The following is a 14,895-nucleotide window of genomic DNA, read 5'->3' as shown; positions in this document are numbered from 1 at the left end:
GATAATTTTGGAAAACTTAGATAACGATTTAAAAGAATCATTAGAGAGAATAAAAAAGGGAATAATAGGTGTTTTTAAAGAATTTAATATCTGCGAAAACCAAGAGCAAGTTGCTATTTTGAACTATCATATCTCCAAAAACATAGAAGAGGCGAGAAAAAGGTATAGAAACACAAAAAAGTTCGAAAATTTAAAGTTTGATAATCTATATACACATCTTATAGAAATAAGCCATGGTGGGAAAGAAAAACAAACAGCACTTCTAAATTACCTATTTTGGATTGGATACGATTCTACAGATTTTAATAATGTTTTTGACATTTTTTATTCATCTTCTGAAATGTCAGAATATTCTGACATTGTAGATGTGGCTAATAAAATAGAAAGCATATTGGATAACACGTTTATTCCATTTTCTTTGCAAGAAGAATACAACAAGATAGATAAATTGAAGTTAAAAAGTATAAGAGAAAGTATGCTTTATTTTCTAAAAGAAAGTAATTATTTAAAAATTGATGAAATTTTAGACAATTTGTTTAAAAAGCCCGAATTTATAAAGCTTTTAACCGATAGATTTAATAATGTAGAAGAATATTTAGATTCCAAGGATTTATTTAAACAAACAAAAAGTTTTTCGAAACTAGATTATAAGAATAAGTCAAAGACGATATTAAATAACAGTTTAAATTATTTATTCGACAAAAACCAATATAAAGTTGATATCGGCTTTGAAATAAACGAATATGATTTTTTAGGTTTTGTTTATTTAATTTATTATGTAGGAAGTTTTCTTAAAGATATTCACAGATATTGTTATAGCGTATTAAATTCAACAAATCAATTGATTTCAGAATATGACTTAGGGGCTTTTCAAAAGCTGGAAAAGAAATATAAAAAAGATAACACAACAATACTTAATACTAGACTAGAGATAGATATTAATACTGCGAACACTGATTATGTAGAGTTTTCTAACCAAGGGAAAGGCGAACTTTTTGAAATAATAGATTTGTTCAAAGATGGTGTTAAATCCAGTAATTTAGAAAATAAAGGTGTAGAGACTATTAATGTGGCTATGGGGGATTTCGAATAATGGATGGATTATTTTTCTATATAACGGATAATACACAAGCTTTTACAAGAGAACACGAGCCTTATGCCTACACTACTAAGATGTTTGAGCAATTGCAAATGCAAGATTATTTTCCATATTTAATACCTAGTAAAATTGTTAGAAAAATGTTCGATAATGAAGATCCGTATAGCAAAGAATTACAATATGCTTTGACAAGAATTCATGAAGATTTTTCGAAAAGAATAGAAAACAATAAATCAGCTATGGATAACAAAGTAGCAATTACGTTTAAAACTAATATAGTCTATCTAACAGGTAAGATTTTGTCGGATATTAAGAATTTAACTTTAAATCCAAATGCTGATTTAACTCTTTTCATTAGTTTAAAACCTTTAACTATCACTAACCGTAACATAGAACAGACTATGGCTTTTTGTAACAGATTTAACTTATATAACATTCCTATAGAAAAATATAAAGAGCTTGTACAAACTTATATAAACATTCAAAAAAAAGATGTTTCATCATACGGCAATAATTTAATCTATTACGATTTAGTTAATATTACTAATTTAGATTATTTAAATAGTGACTATTTTTTTGAAAAGGTAAAAATGGAAAGGGATTATCAACAAAGAGTAGATAATACAGAACATTTAAATAAGTTTAGAAACATAGTTGGAAAATACAAGGCTGATTTCAAGAATAAAGACTACGGTGGATTATTCTTAGTGGCAACTGATAAAGAGGCGGAATTCAAAAAGATAATAGAAGAAAAAAAGCTTTCAGAAAAAGATTTAATGTATATCAAGATATTACCAAATCAGGAATTGCGTTCAAATGATTTAGGTTTTGTTTTGAGAGACAATAGTTTAATATACTTATCAAAACTTGATAATAACAGGTTTGAAGAGATAAAACAATCGTCAGCTAGGTTTGTATATCTTATTTATGATAGGTTCTATAAATTAACGTATAAAGATATTCAAGACTTATCTTTGAAACAAATAATTGATCCAACAACAAGAGAAAATCACAGTGAAATTATTGAAAATAACGAGGCTAAATATTTGATAAATGGCGAGGTTATAAATACCGATGATAACTCTTTTTCAAGTCGTTTAATAGAAAGATATAAAAACTTATATATTAAAACTAACTTCAATAATGTAATAAAAGATAACAAGATAGATAGAGAAAACTTATTAAGGTTATCATCTAGTCAACAAAATTCGATAAGAATTAATAGTAACTTTTTGAAATGGCAAATATATTATCAACTTCAGTCTAGAGAGGATAATAGAATACAAGATTTTGGAAGTATTGATATATCTTCAAGAATAAATAAAAAGAAATTACAAAATCAGTTTACTGCTGCTTTTGAAATTAAAGATATCGAAAAGATGAAAAACTATGTTTATCCATCAGATATAGATAAGGTTATTTGCCTAATTAGTCTTAAGTTGAATAAGCAAGAATATGAAAAATTGCGTTTAACTGAAAAGAAGCTTGAAGAAAAGATTAAGAATTTCGAAGCGACAAACGATACGAATAATAAAGAAAAGATTAAAGAAGATATCGTAAATATTTTTAAAGATCCTCTAGAAATCATCAGATCGTACAACCTAGTGTTCGAATATGACGGTTTAAATAGAAAGTTTAGAAACTACTGTTCTAACAATAAGATAACTACTAGAAAAAAGATAAACAAGGTTTACGAAGATGAGATTTTTAAAATATATCCTGTATTCAATCTTTTTAATAACAATATTGTAAAAACTTTTTTAAGCGATTATTCAGATGTTCAAATAGAGGTTTTGAAATCCTTGAAAGAAAATAATGAATTCTACAGCGATATCTTAATTAAAAAAGAAAACGAAAGAAATATTCTATACGGTTTTAAGGAATTCTCTTTTAAAGAGTTTGTTTGCGAAAATTCTGATTTCTATTTATATCTTGCTACTCAAAAACAAATGAAAAGCATAGAAGATGAAGAGATTTCAAAAGTTAAACAAGATTTGTTAAATCTTCCTATGTATAATAACGGGGTTTGGCAAAATGTAGTTGGTATATCTGATATGAAAGATAAACTAAAAGATAATCTCTTAAATATAAACAATAGAGTAATCAATGACGAGTATAAAATTATATACATTAATAAAATCTTAGAAATAACGGGTGGAAATACTGAACCAATTAAAGATTTCAACAATATGAAATTATCAATACAAAATAAATCACAGGCATATACGAATATTCTTAATGATTATATAAATATTGGTAAATTCTTTATGAAAGATTTTTTAATGAATAATTCCGATATTATAAAGTTCAAGAAGGATTTGGAAAATATTGATAGCAATTTATGCGTGTTCTTCCCAGATTTAGAAAATGTCAAAAAACACATGATAGATAATTTAAAACTAAGCATTTTTGAAAGAAATGGAGTATACGAATCTAATGATAAGCTCGAAGCAGCCGTATTGGATATATCAAAACAGCTGGAAGAATTAATAGCCACAATATCCACAAGTGATGTATCTACAAATGACATTACTACATTTATTTCGAAATTACGAAATAGTTTTAAAAGTGTTGATATGTTGACTAATAATAATTATGACAAATCAATTTTAAAATTCATCGACACATTAGAAAGATATTCTAACTCGAATATCTCAATAAATAGCCTTATAAAGAAATATAAAATATACGAATCAATATTAAGAACTACTAGTTCACTACAATTAAACTTAAACATCTATGTTGATTTATTAACAAGACAGCAAGACAGTATATTCTACAATATACAATTATATATGAACATAGAAAAGATGTTTGAGGAATTTAAAAGATCCGGTATCAGCGGATATTTGGATAGTTATATGGCTCAAAGAAAGGAGATAGTTTAATTGGATTTTAATATTTATGAAGATAAGATTTACTACGAAGATTTCGATATTAATCTTAAGGATATTTTAATAAATAACGGTTATAAGGTCGAGTATATTGTTGAAGATAATAAGCTATTAAATGAAAGAATGAACTTGTCTGAAGCATTAGAAAGAATAGAAAATAAAACGCTAGGTAACAGGGCTTTAAGTTTTCAAGCTAATAATTCCAACATATCGATATTAGTAACCGATAATGAATTAGCATTTGCCGAAAAGAGAGATTTAAGACTTGAAAATAACACTAAAAGAGAGTCTGATTTAACCAGAGAAAACTTCTATAAGAACAACAATTTAGCTACCGATTTAGATACGTTTGAAAAGTTTTCAGAAAAGTATAGAAGTAATTTATTCGTTCCTATAGATTTAAAGGATGATTATAAATTTGATGATAGTGAAAATGCAAAAATATATTTTGAATCAGATTTCAAAGATTTTTTATCTACAGTTTTAGAATTTTCTAAAAACAAAGAAAATGCCAATGAAAATACGCTACAAGTGAGAATGTTTAGAGCTTTTGGTATTTATTTCTCCAACACTAACGATAAGAACTTATCTGATAACGAAAACAATAACATTTTGCAATCAATGGGAGAAAACAAGTTTTTCTTAGACAAAGATAGACAAGAATTGACATGGGTAGAAAATGATAAGAGTGTATATACAAACTCTCTACCATTGATATTTGAGGCCGCAACAGGATATGACTATACAAGTTTTTTTCAATCAATTGAGAAAGATTTGAATATTTCTTTTAAAACATTAGATGATATAGAGAAAAATCAAGATATATTAGCTAAGGCGTTTTCTGATCCTAATAAGTATTTACACAATACAAAAATGGATTATATAAACAATAAAGTTTCAAGCCTATTTAGAGGGGAGTATAGAAGTGCTATTGCTGAAAGAACATTAGAAAATCTAGATTCCAATATATCTAATCAAAGACTTGCACAAACAAATATTAAATCATATATTAAGTTTTTTAATGATAATACAGACATTAAATTAGGTTTAAAAAATCTACCAACAAATGAAAATATAAGCGTTTTAACGGTAAATAACATAATGAGTAATATCTATGTTAGAGATGAAAAGGACATTTATTCCTTTGATTTAAGCTCTTATGATAGCTTAAATAACTACACAGAACTTTTTATAGAACTTGCTAATAATACTGTAGATTTGACTAATTCGAAAACATTAAAAAGAATTGATGATAGAGCTTTTTTAAAAGAATTTTCATATTCTTTAAATAAGCTTCAACAATCAACGGGGGTTAATTTAGTAACTTATTCTAACAGTAGTCCTGTAATTAACCTATTAGCTAAGATAGATAAAAATACGCCTTCCCAATTATTCAACAAGAAATTAGACGATATTAAAAATGCGTATATTCCAGATGTATCAAGAATTAACTGGAAAGATAATAATATAACATCTGAAAATGCTATGGCGACTAACCTTAATAACAATCTTAATAAAAGAACTTCAGATTACGGAACAAAGCGTGTAACAGTTAACACTTATGTAAAATCTAACAAAGATTTCTATGATACTGAAAAATACATTGATAATGCGAGATTTGGCTTAGGTGCTTCGGCATTAAAATCTATTATGAGCAGTTGTACATTAAAAGATGACAGCATTATCTATAACTCAAAAGCAAACCTTTCATATGATTTAAAGAAGTATGTATATAATAATATTTTCCAATTCACAGATACTTACGGAAAATCACCTTTAGATATGTTTAAGGAGATTTACGGTGATGTTTGGGATTATGATAGGCATAAAATAGAGCAAGATGTATGGAAATTCGAAAAGACAGGAACGCTATATAACTTTAAAGATGGCAAAAGAGAGCCTTGGATGAATTCAGCTTTAGGTGTTTATTGTCACAGTAAAGGCATCCAGCTAGAAAATATGTTTAGATCAGATGAGAAAATGCTAAGCTATTTAGATAATACTAATCCTCAACTAAAAGTAATTTGGGAAAAAGCTATGGAATTTGAAAAAGAAAATGCACAAGCTTTAGAAACATATAACGGTTACAGAAATAAAATAGGGGATTTCAAAAAAATTAGAGAAAATAATCTAGGAACTCAAACTTCTCTTGGTTTTTTCAACGGCAATTTATTAGTTAAAAATATTCAAAAAGAATATGCTAAAAATTCTAAAGTCGTTATTAATAAAGAAAAAGACAATGACTTATTTAGTGCATTGATGAATACAATAGACTTTTATAAAGTAGCTGGAAGTGCAGCTGAAAGAGACAATATAATAAAACAATTACAAGGTAAAACATCACTTCAAGCATTTGACGAGAGACAATTAAATAAAGAAAAGGAATTTAACGAGATCGATGATAAAGTAAACACTTATTTTGATGTAATTGAAAAATATCAAAAGATTACAGAAAGACCATTAACAGATTATCAAATGGGATTATTATTATTGGAGATATCAAAGGTTAGATCAATGTCTGGTTACAGAATGAGTAACAACGATATGAACTTAACTGTTAATCAAATAAGAACAATTGATACTCGTTCTGGAAGAGATTCTTCTAAAAACTTTAACAAATCCCAACTTTTATATGCAAGAGAAATCGGCTATAGTTCGAGATATTTGTCCGATAAGAATACTGATAATTTCTTAATGGATTCAGCAACAAAAGCGGTAAAAGACTATTTGGTTGAAAAAAGAAAAATACCAGGAACTATTTTAAAAGAGGTTAATAAAAATAATCCTATAATAAAAGCTAGTATTGATCCAAAGAATAATGAGCCTTATATGATAACAGAGGTTACAGACTTATATAGTAATGTTCAAATGCAACAAGAACAAAGAAACATTTCAAATAAGGTGTATTGCCAAAAATCATATAGAACAAATGACTATAAAAAATATATTAGTTATGATCAATATAATTCTTTAGATGAGGTTAGTAAAAAAGATTATCATCTTTATTTAAGTCCTTTTTCAAAAATTACTGAAAAACAATACAATTCTTTATCTGATAGTGATAAGGAAAGATATCAAATAGGTGCTAAGTCTAAGAAAGAGCAATTTAACAAGAATATAAATAAGAAGATGGATGGATTGAAAGGTTCTAAGGTGAATTCGAAACTACCGTCTGGTGTCGTTAAGTCATGGGTAGGAAATAGTCTAAAGGATTATCCACCAGAAAAAAGAAAAGCCCATGAATACACAATTATAACAGAGGCTACAATAGATGCCCTTAGTGCTTTAAGCTTATGTAAAATTGACAATAGATATGATTACATGAGAGATCTCAATCTAGAGAGTCCAGAAGAAATTAAAGAAAATTTGTATAACCCTTATAGAGACAATCTTCAAAACTCGTTAAAAGATATTGACCTTAAACAAGATAAAGTAAATTTTGTATCAATATTAGGCGTTGGTAATGCTAGAAACTTAGATTTGAGAGATTATTGTTTTCATAATAACATTGATCCTTCGCATGTAATATTAATGCTAGATAACGACCAAGCAGGAACACAAGCCAGATTGAAACTTGAAAATCAGCTTCCAACGGTTAAGTCTATAGTGGTTGATTCTAAAAACGGAATTAAAGATGTTAATGAAATGTTGCAATACAAACTAAAAGAATTGAATGAATCGGGGCTTGATGTCGATTTTGAATCTGGGTTAATAAAAAACAAAAATACTAATGAGGTAGTAAAAACTAACGAAGAGCTTCTGTTTAGAATAGGTAAATACGAGTTTAATGAAAGTCTACATGATTCAAAAGCGTTGCAAAATGAACCAAAAAATATCAGGGATCTGTCTAATAAGTTCTTAGCCCAACTATATAACTCAAAAGAATTGAATTTAGAAAGTATGCCAAATCAAATGCAAATGTTAAAGGTTAGAATGGCAATTCTTAAAGAAATTAAAGATGAATTGTCCGAAATAAAGGAATCTGGAACATATAAATTCCTAGATGAAAATGAAGATAATCTTAAAAACAATGCACTAAAAGAATCGTTAAATAAGATTTTTGAAGATGTTCTAAATGAATTTAAAGAAAATAGAGAAGAAAAGGCTAAAGAAAAAGAACAACAAGTTGAAGAAAAGACAATTGAAGAAAATGTTGAAAATGTAAAAGAAAATATCGATATTGGTAATACGACAGAAAGAGAAGTAGAAGAAGGAATGGAAATGTAATTTTGGTACACACTTTTAGAATAAACCGTATTTTCATATCTTTTTCTATTCGTTATCAAATTAGTAGTAAATTAGGCTCAAAAGGGTTGTCTTACAGCTCTCTTGAGCCAATAAAAGGAGATTTATATGATTAAAAATTATTTAAAAAATGGAGAAGATTTATACAATTACACAAAAGATGTTATAGATTTTCCAAAAAACATCATAGACAATGATTATTTGTCTAAATACTTGAAATGCCCTTACATTTATTTTGTAAAAGCATACTATAATTACTCTACAACATTAGAAAATGATTCTGAAATATTATTACCGTCAATGGTGTATTTGAGACTAGAAGATAAAAACTATTTCGATGATATCGTAGGTATTAATTTTAAAACTATGAATAAATTTGTTTATTCAGAAGATTTAGAAAATTCACAAAAGATATATCAAAAGTTTAAAGATACGTTCTTGGCTAAAAACCCAGATTTAAAAGAAAGAGCAGAGATTTTGTACGATGATTTCATAAAAAATTTATCAAATGATAGAAAAGACATCGTAGAATCTTTAGCGACAGAATCTAAAGAATTGGCTTCTAAAGAAGATTTCTTACTAGAGATAGCTGTATCTTTGTATTTTAAAGATTTAAAGAAAGAAGAATACTATAAAAAGCAAAAAGACCATTCTCAACTTTATGCTTTTATTAATTTTGATTTCGATTCTACAAGATTTATTCCAACAACTTTTGAGGGAATAGGTAATAAATTAGAATTTAATGATGAAATAATTTCTAACATTGCACCTTTAGACACAGCTTCTATAGAGGCAGCAAGACAATTCTTCCAAATTAACAAAGAAAGCATTTCTAATATCCCAAAGAATTTTAAAGATGAGTTTTTCAATATTTTAAAAACAGACCAAGAGGATAATAACAACCTTTTATCATCATCAGGTAGAATTTATGAAAGATTAAGTAATGTTTCTAAAGATAACCTAGTTTACAACAACTTTGACAAATTCAATATCGCTTCATCTGAAATAGAAGATGTTCAAAGCATAAATAGAACAACACAGATCAAAGATTGGGAAAAATGGTTTAGCTTTATAGCTAAAAGAATTGATTTTGAAGATGAAAAAACATTTGAAGGTGTTCATCAACTTAGAGAAAAAGAAATCAACTTCTACGATAGAAAAATTGACCTATATCCAACTATTGGATTTACAGTTAACGGCATTTATGAGACTGACGAAATCTTCAGATACTACTTTACAGATGAACTAGAAGAAATGATGTCCTTAGAAAGAGAAAATAAGCTGGGATATGAAGAAATCTTCTATTATCCAATAACAGTAGCATTGGATCAAAATAGAAATGCTAGTCAGGTTAAAGAAACATGGTGTATGTGTGATGTTTCAGAAAATGTAGATGGAGAAGCTAAGTATATCGCAACATTCGTATGGATGTATGACACGCATGAAGTTTCCTTCGACAAGAAAGTATATTCAATCTCTAGATTTTTTGCATTTGATAAAGAAGAACTTTATCAAAAACATAAAGAGGATTTGGATGTATTAGCTGTTGCTTTTAATAAAAGATATGCTTGGCAAACATTCGCTATGTTCGAATATCCTGGTGAATTAGAAGCAAGATTAGAAATGCAAGATGATCCAGATTATATAAAAGAACAATTAGGTATTAGATATCTAAACAAGAAAGGTGGAACTGAAATAAGAAAACCTGAAGACATTCTTGATGATGATATAACAAATACAGAATTTTAAAAAACAAAGGAGAGAAAAAACAATGGAAAAGAAAACATGGAGATTTTATTTTACAGAAGACGATTATAGACAAATGAGGGCATCTCGTATGAGTGTAGCACTTCTATCAGCTTTTGCTTTTGATGCAGATAAAAAAAATACAGACCCTATAGATAAGTATATTTTAAATAACACAGGCTTGAAACTATATAATGATGAAATTAAAGATGTGTTAACTATGCAATTATATATAGTGTCAAAGCTTGAAGAAACGTTTGACGATTTAGGAAACAAACAATACACAGAAGATGAACTTAAAGAAATATATAAACAACAATTTGATGATGCTTTAGAAAATGTTGTTGCAGATTTTTATATCAACGATAATGCAACCCCGTATCGTGAAATATTTAATCCGATTTTATCAGTTCAGATGGATGCTAACGATGAATCTTCAAAAGAAATTATCGATAGTATAGAAGAAACTATCAATAAAGCACAAGAAGATTCTCTTCCAAAGATTGAACTTCCTGATGAATTAAAGATTCAAGAAGAAAATGAGGATGAGGTTTTAAATGAAGATTTAATTGAAGAAGTAGATTTGAATACCGAAGAAGAAACTGACAGCAATACTTCTGAAGAAAAAGAAGATGAATTAGAAAAAGATACAGATGGAGAAGAAAAGTCAGAGGATAACAAAGAAGATGAAGGGCCATCTTCAATTAAAGTAGAAATGTAGGAAATGTTTTGAAAAGATTATTAAAGATTTTTATTACAGTGTTTGTGCTTTGTATGTGTTTAACCTCTTGTTCAGCTGAAAACAATTCAAATAAGCAAACACTAACATTACAGGAAAAGCAAAATGCAATAAGTGAATATAAGTCTAAATTAAAGAAAATAGATAACCAGCTAGATGAAGTTCCGGCATCGCTTTTGAAATTAAAAGTATGGGTTCTCGAAAATCAACCGACAAAGGGGGAAGAAGGATCCCTTTTAGCATCAACTGTAAATGGGTTAGATGGGGAATTCAAAATACTAAAGTATGCAATAGATAAATATGAGGGCTATCCAGAACTCGACAATTGGACTAACTATTCCAAAGAATTATATTCAACTTACAAACAATATTCTATAGATTATCTAAGAAATATTATAAATTCTAAAGATAAGGAAGAACAGTTAATTAAAATTAACAGAACAATTGAGGCTACAAAGACTCTAAAAGAATATAGCGAAACTATGCAAAAAGATTTATATAAAAAATAACATAATCGTGTATATATGGTTTCCCTTCCTGAAATTCAACTATTTTGCAGGTTTCGTTTATATATTTCTCGCAATGGCGAGTGTGTTTCTGTCTCATAACACCATTTCCTAAATTTTTTTTATTTTACTCGCACAAGCGAGTGTGTTCCTGATGGCGATGGCGTTTCTGATGAAAACTATTCCTTAATTAATATTACCCGCACAGGCGGGGGTGTTTCTTATATTGCCATTCCTTAATTCATATTAGTTCCCTTTTACCCGCACAAGCGAGGGTGTTCCTGTTGCCTGACTCAGTTAGTTCTAAATAAAATTTTACCCGCACAAGCGGGGGTGTTTCTGGCGGCTACACACGACCAGATATTTCTCGCAATAAGCGAGTGTATTTCTGAAAATGACAGAAAAAGGTTCGTGCCGATTATGCGTGTTTTTCTTGCAATTTAGCAAGTGTCTTTCAATCACCGTAACATTCGTTTCTCGCAATAAGCGAGTGTATTTCAGAAAATTTGGCATAAGTGTCCTGAAAGTTTATCTGCAAAAGCGGATGTGTTTCGATCATTTAGCCAAATAGTCAAGATACTATAATATTTTTCTCGCAATAAGCGAGTGTTTTTCTGTTACCGTAACTGTCTTTTCTTGCAATAGCAAGTGTATTTCAGTAAGTGTAACGTTTGTTTCTCGCAATAAGCGAGTGTTTTTCAGATGTTATTGCTGGTACACATGATACAATTCTTTGCAATAGCAAAGTTTTCTAGATACTTATTGTTTTTCTCGCAATAAGCGAGTGTTTTTCGTGGGATAACAAGATTAAGGACAATTAACCTTTTTCTCGCAAATAGCGAGTGTGTTTCAGAAGGAATTCACTAATGTTGCATAGGTTAATAATTTCTCGCAAATAGCGAGTGATAAATAATGAGGGGGTATTATAAATGAAATTAAACAAAATTAAGAAAATGTTAATCAGTGTTGTTATTGTTGGCTTTTTTCTAACAATGCTTAACAATAATAATCAGGTTTTTGCGAGCAGAACAGATTCAGAATGGTATTATGAAGACAACTTAAATGTGTTGTCAAATGAAACTAAAGATAAAATAAACGAGGCAAATAATAATTTAGAAAATAATGGCAAAATATTTGTTCTAACGGTAAATAATCTTGAATACGATGTAAAAGAATATGCAGATAAAGCCTTTGAGAAATGTGGTTTGGAGAGTTCCAATAATAAAAAAGACGTATTAATATTATTAGCAAAAACTTCTAGAGGCGAACAATACTTTAGGATTATAACTAGTAAAGGTCTTGATGAGATTCTTTCTGATAATAAAGTTAATAGAATTATCGAGGATAAAATGATGCCTTCATTCGAAAATAATAAAGTTGATGAGGGAATAGCTAACGGTTTTACTGAAATATATAAAATTATAGAAAAAAGCGAAAAGAAAGAGAAAGAAAAAGCTGATGATAATATTAATTTATATTTATCAAGTATTATTCCTTTTATGTTTTTTATGTTTTTTATGTCAAGAGACGATTAATGAACCTCTCCACCTATAGCAAGCTATAGAGTGGAGTTTCTTTGTTTGTAGAAAACAAAACTACAGTTTTTTAATAAGCTCCAACAACTTAATAATACAAGTTGTCTTTCCTATAAGGATGGTTCACTGCACCCTCTATCCATTTAACTGGATCACATTTAAGCATATATTTCAGAAGCTGTTAATTTAATTGGTGATATTAAATTATTAACATTTACCTTAATGTTTTCATCGGCTAATATTTTTCTCATAATGTTGCCAGCACCATTTAGGTCAGCATTAATTATCCTGCCAAGGCTATCTTTATATAAACCTCTTTTCACTCTACTGCCAGAAAAAAAGTAAGTCATGTTAGCATCTTTCTTGTAAGTTGGGATTTGATCGATATCTACAAAACTAGCCTTTGATGTATAAGACTCGTCAGTTTCAACTACTTGCATACCAATTTTTTCAGCAATAGTTTTTATATAGTTTATTAGTAAGGCGTGAGGTATTTGTATAAAGTTTTGATTATTAACTTTTCCGATATTAGATTTTTGTTTCCAACCTTTGTTTTTACCAATAACAATATTTGAAACATTTTCTCCAATGCACCAAAAAACTATCTTTTTGGCAACTTTATGCATAGCATCTTCAATGAAAAATTGTCTTTTTTTGTATAGATTGTTTAAAGCCTTTGAAGATATAGCTTTCTTGTCAGTGCCAATAGTTTGACCCTTTAAGTTTTTTGCGATCTTTTTGTTAAACCATTGATTTTTAGATTTTATAAACTCACCCTTAACTAACAGGCTATTACCATTGCTAGTTACTATGGCTGCAAGATTATTTACTCCTAAATCAATTCCACAAAACACACCGCTTTTTAAATTAGCTTTCTTATCGCATAAATTCTCAAATAAAAAGGTAACTTTAAGCGTGCCATATTCTTTTTTAACGTTAACTGATTTTAATCTTTCATTTTTTAGTTTTTTATTAAAAGAAAGAGTAGCTTTTGTCTTGGGAAGCTTAATAATATAATTATGTTTATTTTTCTTAAATACTACATCTTGGTTTGTTAGTGAAAAGGTAGCACAACCACCACTTGTTTTATACTTTGGCATTTTAGGTTTGCCTGTATATCTGGATGGATTTTTCTTATAGTCTTTTAAAGCTTTTAACCAATCACTAAACTTAGTATTTGCTTCTTTTATAACAGATTGAGCTGTTTGTCTAGGAAGTGATGAGTAATAGTTTTCGTTATTTGTCTTTTTAAAATAAAAGTCTAAAAAAGGGTAGTTAACTAATCTATATTCTTCATTTAAAATGATGTTTTTATTATACAACTTTGCTATTTTAAGTACATTTTCTATAGTTGTAGTTTCTAATTTCTGTCTTTTATCAGATGATTTTGTTAACCCTGTAAAAAGTTGTCTCATGATAAAGATGCTTTCATTATATAAATTATTTGCAAGATGTGACCACTCATCTAATGTGTTATATAAAGGGTTATCATCTTTTATATAGCACTTATAAATGTTGTATTTTTTGTCTTGAACTGTTTGATTTTCCATTAAAATTACTCCTTTCTTTTAAACCTTATTTATGATATAATTATACCATAAACAGCTATAGTTGTAAAAGACAGTTTTGTAAATAAAGGAGTTTATCATGAAAAAAACCAAACAAGGTTATTACAAAAACAGGCACGCATCTTTTTTACTACAGTATCATTTAGTGCTTGTAACAAAATACAGAAAACCAGTTTTACAAAACAAGGTTGATGAGTTTATAAAAGACTATACCGCAAGGTATTTAAATAGTAATAAGTGTAATGTTATCGAAATTGAAAGTAATCTTGACCATATACATATACTTTTTGAGACCCCTGCAACAATTAACTTAACTAACCTAATTAATGGCTTAAAAACTGTATCTGCTAGAATGGCAAGACAAAGGTTTAAAAATGAACTAAGTCAATATTATTTGAAGCCATATTTTTGGTCTAGATCTTATTTTATCGTGACAATAAGCGAAAGAAATGCTCAAATGGTTAAAGAATATATTAAGAATCAACAAGATTAAAATATGCCAATTCACCTCCACCTATAGCAAGCTATAGAATGGAGTACTCTTGGCGATTAATAGATTGAGT

The 14,895-nt window shown here is 28.3% G+C and carries 9 protein-coding genes; 8 read left to right on the top strand and 1 reads right to left on the bottom strand.

Features of this window, described 5'->3' with window-relative positions:
• Positions 1-7: 7 nt before the first annotated feature.
• From FMG_RS09090 to FMG_RS09060, 7 genes are all read left to right on the top strand, one after another.
• Positions 8-1,093 carry a hypothetical protein gene (locus FMG_RS09090; protein WP_012289922.1) on the top strand — a complete coding sequence of 362 codons (1,086 nt, stop codon included), beginning with the start codon at positions 8-10 and terminating at the stop codon, positions 1,091-1,093.
• Positions 1,093-3,987, top strand: a complete 2,895-nt coding sequence (locus FMG_RS09085; RefSeq protein ID WP_012289921.1) for a hypothetical protein — start codon at positions 1,093-1,095, stop codon at positions 3,985-3,987. Before FMG_RS09090 ends, FMG_RS09085 begins: the two co-directional genes overlap by 1 nt.
• Entirely contained in the window at positions 3,988-8,220 is a 4,233-nt protein-coding gene (locus FMG_RS09080; protein WP_012289920.1) for a toprim domain-containing protein, read from the top strand. It abuts the gene before it with no gap.
• 126 nt (positions 8,221-8,346) lie between these two features.
• Entirely contained in the window at positions 8,347-9,987 is a 1,641-nt protein-coding gene (locus FMG_RS09075) for a hypothetical protein (RefSeq protein WP_012289919.1), read from the top strand.
• Positions 9,988-10,009: 22 nt separating this feature from the next.
• Entirely contained in the window at positions 10,010-10,705 is a 696-nt protein-coding gene (locus tag FMG_RS09070; RefSeq protein WP_012289918.1) for a hypothetical protein, read from the top strand.
• An 8-nt stretch (positions 10,706-10,713) separates the two neighbouring features.
• Complete coding sequence (locus FMG_RS09065; RefSeq protein ID WP_012289917.1) at positions 10,714-11,232, top strand: hypothetical protein; 519 nt, start codon at positions 10,714-10,716, stop codon at positions 11,230-11,232.
• Between the two features lie 926 nt (positions 11,233-12,158).
• A complete protein-coding gene (locus tag FMG_RS09060; RefSeq protein ID WP_012289916.1) occupies positions 12,159-12,764 on the top strand; it encodes a TPM domain-containing protein in 606 nt (201 codons plus the stop codon).
• Positions 12,765-12,922: 158 nt separating this feature from the next.
• On the opposite strand, the gene FMG_RS09055 is transcribed toward FMG_RS09060, so the two are convergent.
• Positions 12,923-14,314: an RNA-guided endonuclease InsQ/TnpB family protein gene (locus FMG_RS09055; protein ID WP_012289915.1), complete on the bottom strand. Its 1,392-nt coding sequence runs from the start codon at positions 14,312-14,314 to the stop codon at positions 12,923-12,925.
• Positions 14,315-14,411: 97 nt separating this feature from the next.
• Between FMG_RS09055 and tnpA the strand changes: the two genes are divergently transcribed.
• A complete protein-coding gene (gene tnpA, locus FMG_RS09050; RefSeq protein WP_012289914.1) occupies positions 14,412-14,825 on the top strand; it encodes an IS200/IS605 family transposase in 414 nt (137 codons plus the stop codon).
• Positions 14,826-14,895 lie beyond the last annotated feature (70 nt).

The sequence above is a fragment of the Finegoldia magna ATCC 29328 genome, from assembly GCF_000010185.1.
Lineage (GTDB): Bacteria > Bacillota > Clostridia > Tissierellales > Peptoniphilaceae > Finegoldia > Finegoldia magna_H.
This window is presented reverse-complemented; position numbering and strand designations above follow the sequence as displayed.